A 16,906-nucleotide genomic window follows, 5' to 3' on the forward strand; every position below is an offset into this window, starting at 1 on the left:
GTTGCGTGCGCCGCGGGACGTCAGCCGCGGGGCTCCGCGCGGCCGGACAGCAGCTTCGTGAGCTGACGGGCAATCTGGGCGCACTGCGCGGCGTCACCGGCGGCCAGCGCGTCCTTGCCGCCCACCAGGAGCTGCTGCACGGTGCCCACGGCCGTCTCGGCCTCCGGGCTGGGGTTCTCCCGGGCGCTCTGCTGGAGCAGGCGGGCGAGCTTCTCCCCGCGCTCCAGCAGCTTGCGGAAGGTCTCCTCCGCCTTGCGCGCGTCCACCACCCCTTGCGCCTGGGCGTAATGGGACTGCTCCTGGCCCAGCTTCTCGGCCTCGCCCTGCGGCAGGCCGGCCCGGGCCTCCAGGCGCACCAGCTCCATGTTGCCGGAGGTCAGGTCGGTGGCCTTCACCGCGAGGATGCCCTCGCCGGACAATTCGAAGACGACCTCCAGCGGCGTCTCCCCGCGGTTGGCGACGTGCAGGTTCTTGAGGACCACCTCGCCCAGCTTGTGGTTCTCGTCCTGGAACTCGCTCTCCCCCTGGTACACGGGGATGCGCGCCTCGGACTGGCCGGAGGTGCCCGGGAAGAAGATGTCCCGCGCCACCACGGGCACGCCCGTGTTCTTGGGGATGAGCCGCTTCACCCGGCCGCCCATCACGCCCACGCCCAGGCTCTGGCTGGCCACGTCCAGGAGCAGCGCCTGCCCCGCCTGCCGGACCAGCTCGTCCGCCTGCACCGCGGCGCCCAGCGCCACGGCCTCGTCCGGGTGCACGTCCGTGGAGGGGGCGCGGCCGAAGAAGTCCGCCACCAGCCGGCGCACCAGCGGCACGCGGGTCATCCCGCCCACCAGCAGCACCACGTCCACCGAGCGCGGATCCATCCGCGCCTCCGCCATCACGCTCTTGCAGACCTCCAGGCAGCGGCGCGACAGCGGCTCGGAGAGCGTTTCGAAGAAGCTGCGCGTGAGCGCGGTGTTGATTTCGGTGAAGCGCTTCACGCCGGCCGTGTGGTCGCCCAGGCCGGACACGGAGATGGTGGCCTCCTCGTTCTCCGTCAGCTCGCGCTTGGCCGCCTCCGCCGCGACCTTCAGGCGCCGCAGCGACTGCGCGTCCCGGGAGACCGCCTCCTGGAAGGGGTCCTCCACCTGGGCCAGCAGCCACTGGACGATGCGCTGATCGAAGTCCTCGCCGCCCAGCGCGTGGTCGCCGCCCGTGGCCTTCACCTCGAAGACGCCCGCCTTCACGTCCAGGATGGACACGTCGAAGGTGCCGCCGCCCAGGTCGAACACCAGCGCGCTGCCCTCGAAGCCGCGGGACAGGCCGTACGCCAGCGCCGCCGCGGTGGGCTCGTTGACCAGCCGCACCACCTCCAGCCCCGCGATGGCCGCCGCCTCGCGCGTGGCCTGGCGCTGGTTGTCGTCGAAGTTGGCGGGGACGGTGATGACGCACTTGCGCACGTCCCGTCCGAAGTGCGCCTGCGCGTCCAGGCGCAGCTCGCCCAGGATGAAGGCGGACACCTGCGTCGCGGGCAGCACGCGGCCGGACAGCTTCACGCGCACGTCGCCCGTGGGGCCGGCCACCAGCGGGTACGGCACCACCGCCTTGGCCTGCTGCACCAGCTCCGGCGTGTAGCGGCGCCCCAGGAAGCGCTTGGTGGCCCACACCACCGCGTCCGGGTGCTCCTCCCCCAGCGCCTGGGCCGCCTGCCCCACCAGGCGGTCTCCCGCCCGGGTGAGGCCCACCACCGAGGGCGTGAGGCGCCCTCCCGCACGCGAGGGGATGAGGCGCGGGCGTCCGTCTTCCACGGTCGCGACGACGCTGTTGGTGGTGCCCAGGTCGATGCCGATGACAGGTTCTTGCATGGCGAGGGTGGGGCCCACGCTACGGGTAAGCGCCCGCTTCCGCCAAGTCCTGTCGCACCCGGGCCGTCCATTGCCGGGCGCCGGCCTGCCTCCGGGGGTCCCCTGGAGCCCTCCAGACGGCCACCAGCGCACACCCGGAGCGCCCACCCGTGCACGCTTCCCCGCCCGCTGTTCCCTTGGACCCCTGGAAGGCCCGGGCGGCCACGCGCCCCAACGCATGGCGCCGGCATGATTGCCGCCAGGGACGCCCCATGCTAAGGGCGCCAGCGTCATGGTGAACGTCTCCATCGCCCGCCGCTACGCCCGCGCCATCCTCGACGTCGCAGCGGAAGGCAACCGCACCGACGCCGTCGCCGAGCAGCTCAACGCCTTCGCCGCCGTCGTGGGCAAGAGCGCCGAGCTGTCGGACGTGCTGCTCAACCCCGCCTACAGCCGCGCCCAGCGCAACCGCGTGGTGGAGGCCCTGCTCCAGGCCATGCCCTCCCCCGCGGAGCCCGCGCTGGCCAACGCGCTGCGCCTGCTGGTGGACCGCAACCGCCTGGGCTACCTGCCCGACATCGCCCGGCTCTACCGCGACATGGCGGACGCCCGCGCGGGCCGCGTCCGGGGCCAGGTCACCAGCGCCGTCCCGCTCTCCGCGGACGCGCTCGCCCAGCTCCAGCAGTCGCTCCAGCAGCTCACCCAGCGCAACGTCGTGCTGGAGACCAAGGTGGACCCCGCGCTGCTCGGCGGCGTGGCCGCCCAGGTCGGTGGCACCCTCTACGACGGCAGCCTGCGCACCCAGCTCGAGCAGATGCGCCGCGAGCTGAAGTAACCCCAGCCTCCACTCCCGGTACGACCAACGTGCCGGGTTGTCAGGGTTGCCCCGCAGTCCTAGTCAAACCTGTATTTCCCGTCGGCTCCGGGAATGGGTATACTTCTGGTCAACGCGGACAAGCCCGCGTTTTCCGAGACGACCCGCCCATGCCGCAGCCTGTGTTCCAACGGCTTCCCGGAGCCCTTCCGACCCCGGGGGTTCCCGAGGAGACCCTGCCCTTCCTGGGCGCGTTGCTCAACGCGCCAGGTTGGGGGGTGGCGCTGGTGGACGGGGCCTCCCGCATCGTCTGGATGAACGACCTGCTGGCTTCGCTGTGCGGCCGCCCGGCGCAGTTGTTCGCGGGGCGCCTGCTGTCGGAGGCCTGGCCGGGCCTGGCGCCGACCTTGTCGCCGCTGCTCGCGCGGGCGCAGTCCGGTGAGCGCGTGGCGGAGGAGCTGGTGTCGGGCCGCTTCGGCGAGGTGGGCACGCTGCGCCACCTGACCGTGAGCGCCATGCCGGCGGGCCCCGGGGTGGGCGTGCTCCTGCTCCTGCGGGACACCTCCGCGCGGCTTCGCGAGGAGGAGGCCCTGCGCGCGAGCGAGGAGCACATGCGCTCCATCGTGGAGGTCTCCTGCGACGGGTACTTCTTCCACGACCGCGGGCAGTTCCTGGAGATCAGCCCCGGCCTGGGGCGCCTGCTGGGCTATTATGAGACGGCGGAGCTGATCGGCCGGAGCATCCTGGACTGCGTGGCGCCGGAGTTCCGCGCCCCCGCCCGCGACGTGATGGAGCGCGGCCTGGAGGCGCCGTACGAGCTGGCGGTGCTCCACCGCGACGGCCGCCGCATCCCCGTGGAGGTCATGGGCCGGTCGGCGACGTTCCAGGGCCGCGCGGTGCGCATGGGCGCGGTGTGGGACGTGAGCATCCGCAAGGCCGCCGAGGAGCGCCTGATGCGGATGGAGCACTTCCGCGACCAGTTCCTGGACGCCGCGGGGGACGGCTTCAAGGCCCCGCTCCAGACGCTCCAGTGCGACGTGCTGGCCCTCCAGCACGCTCCGGCGATGCCGGAGGGCCTGACCGAGCAGGTAGGGCGGGTGGGCCACGGCGTGCGCCGGGTGGAGCGGCTGATCCGCCAGCTCCTGGACTTCACCCGCGCCCGGCTGTCCAACGGCCTGCCCGTGCACCCCGCCCCCGTCCACCTGGGGCAACTGGCGGAGCGCGTGGTGGCGGACCGGCAGCGGGCGCACCCGGACCGCGACCTGCGGCTCGTCGTCCAGGGCGACCTGAAGGGCTCCTGGGACGGCGAGCGGCTCCTCCAGTTGATGGACTCCCTGGTGGGCAACGCCCTGCACCACGGCCCGGTGTCCTCGACCGTGGTGCTCCAGGTGACGGGGCGCTTCGACGGCGTGACGGTGCAGGTGCACGACCCGGACTGCCGGGTGCCGCCGGAGTACCAGGGCACCCTCTTCGAGCCGTTCAAGCACCGCGCCCTGTGCTCCGCGGATGACGGGCTGGGGCTGTCGCTCTTCATCGTGCGGCAGATCGCCCTGGCCCACGGCGGGCGCATCTCCGTGGAGTCGGGGGCGGCGGACGGCACCCGCTTCATCGTGTGGCTGCCCCGCGAGGACGGCCCCTCCCTGTCCGGCGCCTGAGGCCGGGCTCCCCGGGCGGGCGGGCGGGGCCCCCTGTGCCCGGGCCGCCGGCTTACGTGCGCGATAAAGGGGTGCGGGGGTGGGGGAAGGACCCGGCGCGTGGCGCGTTGCGAGAGTCCCGGTGCCCGTGATAGGGGGCCACCCGGTACTCAAGATTCGCGGCGGCCATCCCCGTTTCCTCAAGGCCGCCCCCTCCGCAAGGACGCTAGACGCCCATGGAAATCCGCGCCGACGAGATCAGCAAAATCATCCGGGAGCAGATCAAGGACTACGGCAAGAAGGTCACCGTCGCCGAGACCGGCACCGTGCTGACCGTGGGCGACGGTATCGCCCGTGTGTACGGCCTGGAGGGCGCGCTCGCCGGTGAGCTGGTGGAGTTCGCCAACGGCGTGCAGGGCCTGGTCCTCAACCTGGAAGAGGACAACGTCGGCGTCGCCATCATGGGTGAGTTCAAGGACATCCGCGAGGGTGACTCCGTGAAGCGCACCGGGCAGATCGCCTCCGTGCCGGTGGGCAAGGCCCTGCTGGGCCGCGTGGTGAACGCGCTGGGCCAGCCGGTGGACGGCAAGGGCCCCATCGAGGCCACCGAGCACCGCCGCCTGGAGGTGAAGGCGCCCGGCATCGTGAAGCGCAAGTCCGTGCACGAGCCCCTGCAGACGGGCATCAAGGCGCTGGACGCGCTGGTGCCGGTGGGCCGCGGTCAGCGCGAGCTCATCATCGGTGACCGCCAGACGGGCAAGACGGCCGTCGCCATCGACGCCATCATCAACCAGAAGGGCCTGGGCGTTTACTGCATCTACGTCGCCATCGGGCAGAAGCAGTCCACCGTCGCGCAGGTGGTGGAGAAGCTGACCAAGCACGGCGCCATGGAGTACACGACGGTCGTCGCGGCGAACGCGTCCGACCCGGCGCCCATGCAGTACTTCGCGCCGTACGCGGGCGTCGCCATCGGCGAGTACTTCCGCGACAACAAGATGCACGGCCTCATCGTGTACGACGACCTCTCCAAGCAGGCCGTGGCGTACCGCCAGCTCTCCCTGCTCCTGCGCCGCCCGCCGGGCCGCGAGGCGTACCCGGGCGACGTGTTCTACATCCACAGCCGCCTGCTGGAGCGCGCCGCCAAGCTGTCCGACGAGGAGGGCGCGGGCTCCCTCACGGCGCTCCCCATCATCGAGACGCAGGCGGGTGACGTGTCCGCCTACATCCCGACGAACGTCATCTCCATCACCGACGGGCAGATCTTCCTGGAGACGGACCTGTTCTTCTCCGGCGTCCGCCCGGCCATCAACGTCGGTCTCTCCGTGTCTCGCGTGGGCTCCGCGGCGCAGATCAAGGCCATGAAGCAGGTCGCGGGCTCCATGAAGCTGGAGCTGGCGCAGTACCGCGAGCTGGCCGCCTTCGCCCAGTTCGGCTCCGACCTGGACAAGGCCACGCAGGAGACGCTGGCGCGCGGCGCCCGCATGGTGGAGCTGCTCAAGCAGGGCCAGTACGAGCCGCTCTCCGTCGAGCGTCAGGTCATCCAGATCTACGCCGCCACCAACAAGGACGACGCGGGCAAGCGCGGGTGGATCCGCAACGTGCCGGTGGGTGACGTGGTCCGCTGGATGAAGGAGATGCTGGAGTTCGTGGACAGCAAGTACCCGAACATCGTCTCCGACCTGGTCGCCAAGCGCGAGCTGACCGCCGACATCAAGGCGAACATCAACAAGGCGCTGACCGAGTTCAACGACGTGTTCCAGGCGACCCCGGGCTCCAAGGTCTAGTCTTCGCGCCCCACGCGCGGTGGCCGTAACGGACAGCCCCGTCCTCCCTTCAGAAGGGAGGCGGGGCTTTTCGTTTCTCTCAGCGCAGCCGGGGCAGGATGGCGCGCAGGCTCTTGTCCGCGCTGCCCCGCGTGCCCAGGCGCTGCACGGCGGCGCGCTCGTAGGGCATCACGTTGGCGCGCTCCACCAGTTGCACGTGCGCGCCCAGCGCGGCGGGCATGGCCAGGTCCAGTTCGAAGATGTCACCGGCGACGAGCGTGGACTCCGGGCCGGTGTGCGTGGCGTCCCAGATGCGCCTGAGCGCGGAGAAGTAGCGCCCGCGCTTGAGGTACACCGGCCGGCCCAGCACGCCGTCCAGGTGGAGCGCCTCCGGCAGCGCGTCGAAGCGCGCGTCTTTCGGCTCCGTGTCCTCCAACTGGAACTTGCGCGCGTCGCCGAAGACCTTCAGCCGCTCGCGGCCCCGGGGGGCCAGCTTGTCCAGCTTGGCCTCCACCAGCTCCGTGTGCGCGTTGGTCACCACGGACACGGGCAGGCCCGTGGCGAGCAGCGCCTCCAGCACCTCCCTGGCCTCCGCCTTGAAGGCCGTGGCCGAGTGCCGGTACGCCTCCCGGTACAGCGTCTGCACCGTGTCCGTGCGCAGCGCTTCGTCGTCGCCCTTGCCGAAGCGCTTGAGCAGCCGGTGCGCGGTGCAGGTGGCCGTCAGGTAGGGGTCCGCGGTGGCCGGCGCCACGATGCGCCCCGCGACCTCCCAGCCGTACTGGTCCACGCCCTCATGCAGCGCGGCGACCTCCTCCGCCCACGCCTGGGACGCGTCCTGCCCCAGCACCGCGTACAGCGCGTCCTGGAAGTGCCTGAGGAAGGGCTCGCCCTCCGCCAGCACGTCCGTGAAGGTCCCATCGAAGTCCAGCACCACGCACGCGATTCCCATCCACCTGTCCTTGCAGCCCGGCCGCTTGGAAGCGCGGCCGTGAACGAAAGCCCTGAATGACGCCCCGTCGGCGGCCCCGAATCAAGCCCCCTGCCCTGCCTCCGGGCGGAGGCGGGTGCCAACTCCCGGAAAGCCGGATGGAACCCGGGTCGGGTGGTCCCACGCCCCCGCCACCCCCACCGTAGAGCCTCCCGCGGGGGAGGGGGGCTCCGCGCTCATGTCCGAGCCGACTGGCACCTTTCTCGCGGAGTCCACGCCCGTGCCGCAGGAGTGGCTGCGCACGGTGTTGCAACTGCTGCCGGTGGGGGTGGTCATCGTGGACACGGGGGGCCGCCTGCTCGCCGCCAACGCCGCCGCGAGCGCGCTGTGGGGCCAGGCCGCGCTGGCGCGGATGAAGCTGGAGCACTTCGGCACCTTCGAGGCGTACTGGCCCGGCACGGGCAGGCGCCTGCGCGGCGAGGAGTGGGCCGTGGCGCGCACGCTGCGCACCCGGCAGACCGTCTCCAACGAGGAGGTGGACATCGTCGGGAAGGACGGCGCGCGCCGCACCATCCTCAACTCCTCCGCGCCGCTGTACTCGGCGGAGAGCCGGCTGGTGGGCGCGGTGAACATCAACGTGGACATCACCGAGCGCAAGGCCACCGAGCGCGCCGAGTTCTTCGTCAGCGAGGCGAGCCGGCTGCTCGCCGAGTCGCTGGACTGGGAGACCACGCTCAAGGCCGTGGCGCGGCTGGCCACGCTGGAGTGGGCGGACTACTGCATGGTGGACGTGCTGGGGCCGGACGGCGCGCTGCACCGGCTCGCGCTCAGCGCCAGGGACCCGCGGCGCCAGTCGCTGCTCGACCAGGCGCTGTCCTTCCCACCGGAGCCCAGCTCGAACTCGCCGCTCGCCCGGGCGTTCGCGCGCGGCAGGCCCGTGCTCATCTCCGACATCACGCCCGGCTGGCTGGAGCAGGTCTCCCGCTCGAGCGAGCACCGCCGGCTGCTGGAGGCGCTGGCGCCGCGCTCGTCCATGCTGCTGCCGCTGGCGGTGGGGCGGCGGCGCTTCGGCATCATCAACCTGGTCTCCGCGTCGCCCGCGCGCCGCTACACGAAGCGGGACCTGGGCTACGCCACGGAGTTCGCGCGCCGCGCCGCCCTGGCGGTGGAGAGCGCGCGGCTGTACCGCGAGGCCCGCGAGGCCCTGCGCGAGCGCGACGCGTCCGCGGCCATGCTGGAGGCCTTCTTCGCCGCGTCGCCGGTGGGCATGGGCTTCGTGAACCAGGATTTGCGCTACGTGCGGCTCAACAAGGTCGTCGCGGAGAACAACGGCATCCCGCTGGAGGAGCACCTGGGCCACACGCCCCGCGAGCTGATGGGCCCGGCGGGCGGCCCCATCGAGGACCTCCTGCGCCAGGTGCTGGAGTCGGAGGCGGCCGTGGTGGACGACCCGGTGGAGTACGTCGCGGGCCCGGAGCCGCGCACCTTCCTGGCCACGTACTTCCCCGTGCGCTCCGGCGTGGAGCTGCTGGGCGTGGGCGGCGTGGTGCGCGAAATCACCGAGCAGCGCCGCATGGAGACGCACCTGCGCTTCCTCACGGACGCCACCACCCGGCTGGCCACGTCCCTGGACTGGCGCACCACCGTGCGCAACGTGGCGGAGCTGGTGGTGGCGCAGCTCGCGGACTACTGCCTGGTGGACATGCTGGCCGAGGACGGCGAGCACCTGGAGCGCGTGGAGCGCCGCGCCCGCGACGACAGACTCCAGGCCCAGTTGGAGAAGTCCATGCCCTACGCGCCGCAGCCCGGCGCCCACACCGTCGTGCGCAGGGTGCTGGAGACGGGGCGCCCGGAGCTGGTGGCCGAGGTGGACGAGGCCGCCATGCGCGCCTTCGCCGTCGACGGCGCGCACCGGGAGGTCCTGGAGGGACTGGGCCCCCGCTCGGTGATGGTCGTCCCGCTGATGGCGCGCGGGCGCACGCTGGGCGTCGTGAGCGCGGCGACGTGCTCGCCCACGCGGCGCTTCAGCACGCGGGACCTGTCCCAGTTGGAGGACCTGGCCTGGCGCGCGGCGCTGGCCGTGGACAACGCGCGGCTGTACCGGCAGGCGGAGCAGGCCGTGGCCGCGCGCGACGAGTTCGTGGCGGTGGCGACGCACGAGCTGCGCACGCCCCTGTCCGCGCTGCACCTGCAGTTGTCGTCGCTGCAGCGCACGGTGGACAAGCTGCCGTCGGACGAGTCCGAGCGGGTGGGCCAGGGCCTGCAGGGGGCGCTGCGGCAGGCGGACCGGCTGACGCGGCTGGTGGCGCACCTGTTCGACGTGGCGCGGCTGGGCACGGGGCAGATGGCGCTGGAGCTGGGCGCGGTGGAGCTGTCCTCGCTGGTGCACGCGCTGGTGGCGCGGATGGAGGAGGCGCTGGCCACCGCGGGCTGCGTGGCGGTGGTGCACGCGGACGCGCCGGTGGTGGCGCTGGCGGACCGGCCGCGCGTGGAGCAGGTGCTGATGAACCTGCTCACCAACGCGATGAAGTACGCGCCGGGCCTGCCGGTGGAGCTGTACGTGGAGCGCGACGGGGAGAAGGCCATCATCGCCGTGCGCGACTGGGGCCCCGGCATCCCCCCGGAGGCGCGCGAGCGCATCTTCGAGCGCTTCACGCGCAACAGCGGCGAGCACGCGCGCGCGAGCCTGGGCCTGGGCCTCTACATCTCCCGGCAGCTCGCCCGCGCGCACGGCGGAGACCTGTTCGTGGAGGCGCCGCCGGAGGGCGGGCCCGGCTCGCGCTTCGTGCTGCACCTGCCCCGGTGGAAGAAACCGTCCTGAGCGGCCCCGGCGGGCGCGTGTCGCACGGCGCCACCTTGCCGCCCACCCCCGGGGAGCCATTACCCTCCAGGGCCATGGACGACGCGCGGACGACAGCGGCGCTCGGACGCTGGCGGTGGCTGCCCTGGGGGCTCCTGGCCGTCGCGGTGGCGGTGGCCTCCACGGGCGCGTGGCTGGGCTCGCGCTCGCTCCACGCGCTGGAGGCCCGGAGCGCGCAGTGGGAGCGCGAGGCCTCCGAGTCGGAGGCCCACGTCGCGCGGTTGCAGACGCTGCGGCAGGCCATGGAGCAGCGGCTGCGCGCGCTGGAGCGGCAGCAGCAGGCGAAGGAGTGGGGCGGCGCCGCGGCGGAGCTCCAGGCGAAGAGCGCGGAGGCGCAGCGCACGCGGCGCGAGGCGGCGCTCGAGTCGCTGGGCAGGACGCTGAAGGACGCGCTCGAGGCGGGCGACGTGGCCGTGGCGCTGGAGGACGACGCGCTGCGCGTGGAGGTGTCCGAGCGGCTGCTCTTCGCGCCCGCCACCACGTCGCTCACGCCGGAGGGCGCCGGCGTGTTGAAGCAGGCCGCGGCGGTGTTCCGGGGGCCGCTCGCCGACCACCGCGTCGCGGTGGAGGCGCACACCGACGAGGTGCTCCCCGGCGCGCCCGCCACCACCGCGTGGGAGCTGTCCGCCACGCGGGCCGTGGTGGTGGTGCGGCAGTTGGGCGAGCGCGAGGGGCTGGCTCCGGAGCGCCTGAGCGCCACGGGCCACGCCGCGTACCGGCCGCTGGTGCCCAACGACAGCCCGCCCCACCGCGCCACCAACCGGCGCGTCACGCTGCGGCTGTCCCCCACCCCGGTGACGCCGGAGCGCGCGGCCGTGGTGCTCACGCAGCCGCCGCGCCCCATGAAGCGCCAGGCGAAGGCCAAGGCGCAGAAGACGGCGCAGCGCTGACGCGCGGGGCGCGCCCGTGCATGGACGACGCGGGCGCCGGCCTGGCCTTCCGGGCCGCCCGCATGTCCAGGGGTGCACATGCCCCCTTCCGGACACCGCCCCCCTTCCCCGGGGCGCTGGTTTCACCGGGGGTGATGAGGGTTGAATATTCCGGGCGAGCAGGCGTCCACATGCCGCGGCCCCTCCCGTGGGCCCCTGAAGAAGAGGAGAGGTCGCCGTGGGCTTCTGGAAGACGCTGTGTGCCGCGCTCGCCGTCGCTGTCCTGCTGGGGTCCGCGCCCGCGGAGGCCCGCTTCGGCAAGCGCTCCAAGCCGAACACCTCCGACCGCAAGGACTCCGACGACTCGGACGGCAAGCATGAACACCGCGCCACGCCGGTGGGCCGCGCCTCGGACGCGCCGGTGCGCTCCAGCGTGCGCGCCTCCGGGGTCGGCCCCGGCTGGTTCGACGTCCTCTTCATCTCGGGGCCGGCCAGCTACCACCGCCGCGCGCGCGCGGAGGTGCCCCGCGGCCAGCGCGCGCCCCGGCCCGCGCCGCTCGTGCACCTGAACGTGCAGGGCAACAGCTTCGGCGACGTGGGCGGCGCGCTGGACCTCTTCATGGCCCTGGACGGCCAGCGCTGGGGCATGGACGCGCGCGTGAGCGGCATCGCGCTGGAGACCGATGACGGCTCGGCGGGCACGGACCGGCTGACGCTGCTGGACGCGCACCTCACCCTCTCGCCGTGGTCCAGCGAGCGCGGCCGCTTCCGCATGGAGGCCGGCATCGCCAGCGCGCACGCCCCGGACGCCATCTTCGTGGGCCCCAGCCTGGCCGCGTCGCTGGAGGCGTGCATCGGCCCGTCGCCCTTCGACGTGGAGGCGCGCATCCAGGTGGTGCCCTTCCCGCACCGCCAGGTGGACATGCAGGCCGGCCTGGCGCTGCACCTGGGCGCCCTCAACCTGCGCGGCGGCTGGCGCACCCTGTACCTCAGCGACGGCGGCCACCTGGACGGCGTGGTGCACGCGGACAACTTCACCGGCCCCTACCTGGGCCTGGGCCTGTCGTTCTGAAGGCCCTGAAGCCTGAAGTAAAAACTCCCGGGGTCCCCAGCGCACCGCGCGGGCCCCGGGAGTCTTCGTTCCGGGGCTACTCCTCCGACGACGCCGCGTAGGACGTCGGGGTGGTCTCCGCCCCGGAGCCGTTGGACGCCGCGCCCGCGCGCTTCACGCGCCGCTTGGGAGGCGGGGCCAGCTTGGGCTCCATGCTGAAGACGCGCCCGTAGATTTCAGGCGTGTTGATGTTCACGATGACGCCGGGGTCCTTCACGTTGAGGCGGCGCGGATTGATGGCCCTGAGCACCGCCTCCAGGTCCTCGCCCTCCGCCTCCAGGACCTTGCGCGCCGCGCCCTTCGACAGCACCACCGGCCAGCCCGTGGCGTTGTCGTACTCCGGCCGCAGCGCCATGACGCCCTCGGCGCCGCCGCGCTCCATGTCCTTGAGCATGGACTTCACGGTGGTGACCCGCAGCGCCGGCATGTCCACCGGGTGCAGCAGCACCACGTCCGCGTCCTCGGCCATGGCCGCCTCCAACCCGGCCTTCACCGACGCCAGCAGGCTCTTCTCCCAGTCCCTGCTCGTCACCAGCTCCAGGCTCGGGTGCTGCTCGCGCACCGCGGCCTCGTCGCTGCCCACCACGCCCAGCACCCCGCACCCCGCCTTTCCGAAGGTGGACGCCAGCGACTGAAGGAAGCTCTTGCCCCCCTCATGCTCGATGAGCGCCTTGGGGTGGGACATCCGCCGGGCCTTGCCCGCCGCCAGGATGATCGCCACTGCCTTCATGACCCGCCTCCTCGCCCTCGACGAAAAGCCGGGGGCACCGCCAACAGGCTGTTGACCTCCTCCCGGGATTGCAGCCCGCCCGCCAGTACGAGTCGTCAGACAGCCGCCAGTCACACGAGCAGGTGTTCGCTGCCAGCCCTTTGGGCAAGGCCGGGTGTCCACCAGCGGTCAGGCGGACGGGACGGAGGGCTTCCCCTCCCCCGCGCCGGATGGGCGGCCAGGGGCCTTTCAGTGCAACCAGCCGCTGGAGGCCGCCAGCCGCAGCGGGGCGGCCGTCTCCACGGTCGTTTCTTCCGGCGCCGCCAGCGCCTTGACGGTCAGAATTTCAGCCAGCCGGGCCAGCGGGCGGCGGCGGGCCACGCGGTGCAGCTCGTCCTCCGTCACCTCGCCCAGAAGGTCGCCTCCATGCCCCTCCACCACGGGCAGCACGTGCACGCCGTGGCGGTACATCTGCTGGAGCGCTCCCAGGACGGTGTCCTCCGGGAACAGGGTGATGGCGCGGGTGACGAGGTTCTGGAACTCAGGGCTGCGGCACATCGACACGTGAAGCCTCCGGTGCTCGGCGTTCGGGCGCCGTATGCCGGAGGGCCTTAGCAATCCGCTTGCCGACGTCCGCGAAGGGCGCGGGGGCCTTCGCGGATCCGCCTGCCCGCCCCCTACTTCTTCGGCGCGGGCTTCACCGACTCCACCATCTTGCGGAAGCCCTTCTCCGCGCCGTTCACCGTCTTCTCCGGCCCGGTGAGCTTGTAGAAGAGGGCGCCCTCCGGCCCCTCCACGATGGCGCCGCGCAGCTTGAAGTGCGGCTTGGGCGTGGAGGGCCCCATCATGGGACCGCCGCCCGCGTACGTGCCCTTCACCTCCACCGTGGTGACGGGCAGCCCGTTCACCTTCTCCTGCTTCGTCTTCGCGTCCTTGTCCTCCAGGGGCTTGCCGTCAGGCTTCTGGAACTGCGCCACCCAGCGCTTCACGTTCGCGTCCACCGCGCCGCCCTGCCCCTGCCCGAAGTAGAAGACAGCCAGTTCCGCGTCTTCCGCGTCTCCCTTCACGGCGGGCACCTTGTACGTCGCCGCGCGCATCGGCCGGGGAGGCTGGGCGGCCCACTCCGAGGGCGCACTCCACGTCAGCCCTCCGGCCTCCTCCGCGCTCGCGCCCATCGCCACGGTCATCGCCAACACAGTCAGCAGTCGTTTCATGGGGCGGCAGCGTAGCCGCGTTCCTCCGCGCGTCACGCCCCCTCTCCGCGCACGCCGCGTGAGACGTCCACCCGCGTGCATGCGAGGCCACCCCAGACCTGACTCGCCGCGTCAATCCCTCTCACTTTGTGACCGGGGAACGCCGTGCTACTCACTGACTTGTTTCCAGCAGTTCACCTTGGGCTGGAGGGGATTCCCACCATGAAGAAACAGTTGTTCCTCGGGGCCATCGCCCTGGGAGCCGTCGCCTGCACGCCGGAGATCGCGCAGGACGCTCCGAACCTGAACGTCGGCCTCGCGGAGTTCGACCCTTCGGCGTCTCCCGCCGTGGTTCCCTCCCCCAACGACCTGGCCATCAATCAGCAGACGAAGCGGGTGAACGCGCCCATCAACCCGGCGGCGTCCCCGGCGGAGCAGGAGTTCACGCGCGACTACCTGAACTCGCTCAACGGCTTCCCCACGTCCGCCATCGCGAACACCAAGGTCAAGGACCTGGATCCGCGCACGGTGACCGCGAAGACGGTCATCTTCATCGACCTGTACCAGGGCACGCCGCTGGCGACGAAGCCGGTGACGCCGACCATCGCGTACAACGAGGACACGGACCTCATCAACATCATCCCCCCGGTGGATCCGAACACGGGCCTGCCGGCGTGGCCGAAGGGCTCGCGCTACGCGGTGGCGCTGGTCGGCGGTGAGAACGGCCTGAAGACGAACTCGGGCCAGCCCATCATCGGGTCGGCCACGTGGGCCTTCATCAACTCCGACAAGTCGCTGGTCACCTGCGAGGACCTGACCTCGCCGGACTGCGGCCCGGCCACGGAGATCATCCCCTCTTCGGAGACGGATCCGGCCAAGCGCCTGGCGGACCAGACCGCCAGCGCCCTGCAGTTGGAGCAACTGCGCCGCGGCTACGCGGACGTGTTCAACAAGGCCCTGGCGCCGCAGGGGTTCAAGCGTGAGGACATCGTCCTCATCTGGACCTTCAGCATCGTCAACCAGCCGGAGGCCACCATCAACCTGGCGGCCACCGACCGCGTCCCCACCATCATCCCCTTCCCCAACGACCTGCTGCGCGTGCCGGCCACGGCCACCGCGCCGGCGCACCTGAGCTTCCCCGTCCCCACGACGCCGGGCCTGCAGCAGGACCTGTTCACGGGCCTGAACACGCTGGACGGCTTCTCCACCACGGGCGCCATCGTCACGGAGAACGGCGACGCGCAGGGCGTGCTGGACGGCACCATGTACCGCGTGGCGGCGGACGGCCCGGCGCCTCGCGTGGACGCGGCGTCGCTGGCCGCGGGCGTGAAGTTCTTCAAGCTGTCCAACCTGGACAAGGGCACCCAGCCGGACGTGACGCCCTGCCTGGTGGAGAAGTCCGGTGACTGCGGCACCAGCGTGGGCGAGGCGGGCATCGTCGAGGTCCCGCAGCAGCTCCAGATCGTCCCGAAGGCGCCGCTGGATGGCGCCACCCAGTACGGCGCGGTGCTGACCACGGACCTGAAGGACACCAAGGGCCGCAACGTCGCTCCGGCCACGGCCTTCGCGCTGCTGCGCCTGGCCAACCCGGTGTACGACGCGGCCACCAAGAAGAGCACCATCTCCTCCGTGCCGGACTCGCTGGCGCAGGCGCTGGAGCCGGTGCGCGCGGCGCACAAGCCGTTCTTCGACGCGCTGGCCAAGGCCGGCCTGCCGCGCTCGAAGATCGCCCTGGGCTGGGCGTTCACCACCCAGAGCACCACGTCCGTGCTGCAGCAGTTGTACACGCTGCCCGGCGGCGTCTACGGGACGCCCACGGCGCCCACGTCCATCTTCCCCATCACCTCGCAGGTGAAGGCGGCGATGGCCGGCGCCGGGTTCGCGTCCACCAACGTCGGCGCGGTCTACGAGGTTCGGGCCAACACGCCGTGGCTGCTCACGGGCCCCTTCGGCACGCTGAACCCCGCCGCGCCGCGCCCCACGCGCTACCCGTTCATGCTCTTCACGCCGACTGGCACGGCGCCCACGGGCGGCTGGCCGGTGCTGGTGTTCGGCCACGGCCTGACCAGCAACCGCACCGCGGTGCTCGGCGTGGCCAACAAGCTGACCGGCGCGGGCTACGCGGTGGTCGCGATGGACGCCGTCTACCACGGTGAGCGCACGAGCTGCGTGGGCGCCGCCGCGGTGCTCCCCACGCCGAACCCGGCGGGCGACTCCGCCGCGTGCGCCGACCCGGCCACCCAGCGCTGCGAGGACGACGCCACCAAGCCTTCCTACGGCCGCTGCGTGGCGCGCACGGACGCGGCCCGCGCGGACTGCAGCGCCGCGGCGCTGCCGGCGGGCGTGCCGGCGGACGTGTACTGCGCCAGCATCGTGTCCCCGTCGCAGGGCCAGTGCATGGCGGACAACAAGTGCGAGGGCGGTGACTTCCTCCGCAACGCGCAGGGCGTCCCGGCCGTCTCCGGCTGGAACTTCCTGAACCTGGGCAACCTGTTCACCACGCGCGACAACTTCCGCCACCACGTGGTGGACTTCAGCCAGTTCCTGCGCGTGCTGGCCAGCAAGGAGCTGTCCGACGCCGTGGGCGGCCTGAACGCGGCCCAGGTGGACTACGTGGGCCAGAGCCTCGGCGGCATCATGGGCACCATGTCCACCGCGGTGTCCCCGCGCGTGCGCCGCTCGGTGCTCAACGTGGCCGGTGGCAACCTGACCGGCGTGCTGCTGACCGCGCCCGCCTTCCAGGCGCAGCGCACCGCGTTCCTGGGCTCGCTCGCCTCGGCGGGCATCAAGCCGGGCATGGCGGCGTTCGACACGTTCATCGGCCTGGCGAACACCATCCTGGACCCGGCGGACGCGCGCAACTACGCGTACCTGCTGGACAACAACGCGGCGGCCGGCACGGACGACAAGGTGCACCGCGCGTTCATCCAGTACATCGAGGGCGACCAGGTCATCCCGAACGCGAACACGCTGGCGCTCATCAACGCGGCCAACCGCACGGGCGCGCCGCGCACGGTGGCTTCCTACATGTTCCCGGAATCCGTCATCGGCGCCATCCCGGCCGCCGGCCGTCACGCGTTCCTCAACAACCCGCAGATCCCCGAGTCCGTGCGCAACGCGGCCCAGGACCAGATCATCGGCTTCCTGTCGACCGGCACCGTGGCGCAGTAACGGCAACCACTGAGAGAGGAATCAAACA

General features: G+C 72.2%; 12 protein-coding genes. 7 read left to right on the top strand and 5 right to left on the bottom strand.

All coding sequences use genetic code 11. The features are described from left to right. Positions 1–20: 20 nt before the first annotated feature. Positions 21–1,847 carry an Hsp70 family protein gene (locus tag K8612_RS34000; protein WP_223765290.1) on the bottom strand — a complete coding sequence of 609 codons (1,827 nt, stop codon included), beginning with the start codon at positions 1,845–1,847 and terminating at the stop codon, positions 21–23. A gap of 271 nt (positions 1,848–2,118) precedes the next feature. On the opposite strand from K8612_RS34000, the gene atpH reads away from it, so the two are divergent. The 3 genes from atpH (at position 2,119) to atpA (ending at position 6,058) form a co-directional block, all read left to right on the top strand. Beyond that, complete coding sequence (gene atpH / locus K8612_RS34005; protein ID WP_223739586.1) at positions 2,119–2,661, top strand: ATP synthase F1 subunit delta; 543 nt, start codon at positions 2,119–2,121, stop codon at positions 2,659–2,661. A 149-nt stretch (positions 2,662–2,810) separates the two neighbouring features. Next, positions 2,811–4,295 (top strand): PAS domain S-box protein, encoded by a 1,485-nt coding sequence (locus tag K8612_RS34010; protein WP_223765291.1) that lies wholly within the window; start codon positions 2,811–2,813, stop codon positions 4,293–4,295. Between the two features lie 215 nt (positions 4,296–4,510). Beyond that, entirely contained in the window at positions 4,511–6,058 is a 1,548-nt protein-coding gene (atpA, locus tag K8612_RS34015) for a F0F1 ATP synthase subunit alpha (protein WP_223739588.1), read from the top strand. 79 nt (positions 6,059–6,137) lie between these two features. On the opposite strand, the gene K8612_RS34020 is transcribed toward atpA, so the two are convergent. Next, positions 6,138–6,986 carry an HAD family hydrolase gene (locus tag K8612_RS34020; RefSeq protein ID WP_223765292.1) on the bottom strand — a complete coding sequence of 283 codons (849 nt, stop codon included), beginning with the start codon at positions 6,984–6,986 and terminating at the stop codon, positions 6,138–6,140. A gap of 217 nt (positions 6,987–7,203) precedes the next feature. Between K8612_RS34020 and K8612_RS34025 the strand changes: the two genes are divergently transcribed. From K8612_RS34025 to K8612_RS34035, 3 genes are all read left to right on the top strand, one after another. After that, positions 7,204–9,786, top strand: coding sequence for a PAS domain-containing protein (locus K8612_RS34025; protein ID WP_223765293.1), 2,583 nt, complete (start codon positions 7,204–7,206; stop codon positions 9,784–9,786). Positions 9,787–9,860: 74 nt separating this feature from the next. Then, positions 9,861–10,715, top strand: coding sequence for an OmpA family protein (locus K8612_RS34030; RefSeq protein ID WP_223765294.1), 855 nt, complete (start codon positions 9,861–9,863; stop codon positions 10,713–10,715). Positions 10,716–10,932: 217 nt separating this feature from the next. Next, on the top strand, positions 10,933–11,766 hold the full coding sequence (locus tag K8612_RS34035; protein WP_223739592.1) for a hypothetical protein: 834 nt from the start codon (positions 10,933–10,935) through the stop codon (positions 11,764–11,766). A 76-nt stretch (positions 11,767–11,842) separates the two neighbouring features. Here the strand turns inward: K8612_RS34035 and K8612_RS34040 are convergent, their stop codons facing one another. From K8612_RS34040 to K8612_RS34050, 3 genes are all read right to left on the bottom strand, one after another. Continuing rightward, a complete protein-coding gene (locus tag K8612_RS34040) occupies positions 11,843–12,535 on the bottom strand; it encodes an NTP transferase domain-containing protein (protein WP_223739593.1) in 693 nt (230 codons plus the stop codon). 228 nt (positions 12,536–12,763) lie between these two features. After that, complete coding sequence (locus K8612_RS34045; protein WP_223739746.1) at positions 12,764–13,072, bottom strand: HPP family protein; 309 nt, start codon at positions 13,070–13,072, stop codon at positions 12,764–12,766. Between the two features lie 119 nt (positions 13,073–13,191). Continuing rightward, positions 13,192–13,728 carry a hypothetical protein gene (locus K8612_RS34050; protein WP_223765295.1) on the bottom strand — a complete coding sequence of 179 codons (537 nt, stop codon included), beginning with the start codon at positions 13,726–13,728 and terminating at the stop codon, positions 13,192–13,194. A 201-nt stretch (positions 13,729–13,929) separates the two neighbouring features. On the opposite strand from K8612_RS34050, the gene K8612_RS34055 reads away from it, so the two are divergent. Then, positions 13,930–16,878 (top strand): hypothetical protein, encoded by a 2,949-nt coding sequence (locus tag K8612_RS34055; protein WP_223765296.1) that lies wholly within the window; start codon positions 13,930–13,932, stop codon positions 16,876–16,878. The last annotated feature ends 28 nt before the right edge of the window (positions 16,879–16,906 follow it).

Origin of the sequence: Corallococcus sp. AS-1-6, from assembly GCF_020037015.1 — a bacterium.
In the GTDB taxonomy this organism is placed as follows: domain Bacteria; phylum Myxococcota; class Myxococcia; order Myxococcales; family Myxococcaceae; genus Corallococcus.

Excerpts from the sequence above, each read along its gene's own strand:
- K8612_RS34000 (WP_223765290.1), bottom strand. The coding sequence starts at position 1,847 with ATGCAAGAACCTGTCATCGGCATCGACCTGGGCACCACCAACAGCGTC.
- atpH (WP_223739586.1), top strand. The coding sequence starts at position 2,119 with ATGGTGAACGTCTCCATCGCCCGCCGCTACGCCCGCGCCATCCTCGAC.
- K8612_RS34010 (WP_223765291.1), top strand. The coding sequence starts at position 2,811 with ATGCCGCAGCCTGTGTTCCAACGGCTTCCCGGAGCCCTTCCGACCCCG.
- atpA (WP_223739588.1), top strand. The coding sequence starts at position 4,511 with ATGGAAATCCGCGCCGACGAGATCAGCAAAATCATCCGGGAGCAGATC.
- K8612_RS34020 (WP_223765292.1), bottom strand. The coding sequence starts at position 6,986 with ATGGGAATCGCGTGCGTGGTGCTGGACTTCGATGGGACCTTCACGGAC.
- K8612_RS34025 (WP_223765293.1), top strand. The coding sequence starts at position 7,204 with ATGTCCGAGCCGACTGGCACCTTTCTCGCGGAGTCCACGCCCGTGCCG.
- K8612_RS34030 (WP_223765294.1), top strand. The coding sequence starts at position 9,861 with ATGGACGACGCGCGGACGACAGCGGCGCTCGGACGCTGGCGGTGGCTG.
- K8612_RS34040 (WP_223739593.1), bottom strand. The coding sequence starts at position 12,535 with ATGAAGGCAGTGGCGATCATCCTGGCGGCGGGCAAGGCCCGGCGGATG.
- K8612_RS34045 (WP_223739746.1), bottom strand. The coding sequence starts at position 13,072 with ATGTGCCGCAGCCCTGAGTTCCAGAACCTCGTCACCCGCGCCATCACC.
- K8612_RS34050 (WP_223765295.1), bottom strand. The coding sequence starts at position 13,728 with ATGAAACGACTGCTGACTGTGTTGGCGATGACCGTGGCGATGGGCGCG.
- K8612_RS34055 (WP_223765296.1), top strand. The coding sequence starts at position 13,930 with ATGAAGAAACAGTTGTTCCTCGGGGCCATCGCCCTGGGAGCCGTCGCC.